This is a genomic window from Streptomyces millisiae (assembly GCF_031845425.1).
Lineage (GTDB): Bacteria > Actinomycetota > Actinomycetes > Streptomycetales > Streptomycetaceae > Streptomyces > Streptomyces millisiae.
On the sequence record NZ_JAVREM010000368.1, the window covers coordinates 1 to 421 of the forward strand.

Genomic DNA, 421 nt, shown 5'->3' on the forward strand with positions numbered 1-421 from the left:
AGGTGACCGTGCTGGAGGCCGCGCCGGTGCCGCTGGCCAACGTCATCGGCGCCCGTCTCGGTGCTGAACTGGTGCGCATCCACCGTGACCACGGCGTCAACGTGCGCACCGGCGTCACGGTCGAGCAGTTGCACACCACCGCCGAGGGCGTGGTGGTGGACTGCGCGGACGGCGGTCGATTGGAAGCCGATGCGGTGCTGATCGGCATCGGCATCGTCCCCAACACCGAGGTGGCCGCGGCCTCGGGCCTGCAGGTGCGCGACGGCATCGTGGTCGACGCGCAGGGCCGAACCTCGACTCCGCACATCTACGCCGCAGGTGATGTGGCGCAACGTTACTCGGCTCGGGCCGGTGGTCACGTCCGGTTCGAACACTTCGACAACGCCAACCGGCAGGGTGCCGCGGTGGGCAACGCCATGCT

At 69.6% G+C, this 421-nt stretch carries 1 protein-coding gene; it reads left to right on the top strand.

Annotated features, from left to right (window positions below):
- Positions 1 to 421 (top strand): FAD-dependent oxidoreductase (locus RNC47_RS37120; protein ID WP_311605280.1); only part of this gene is annotated, 421 nt, incomplete at both ends.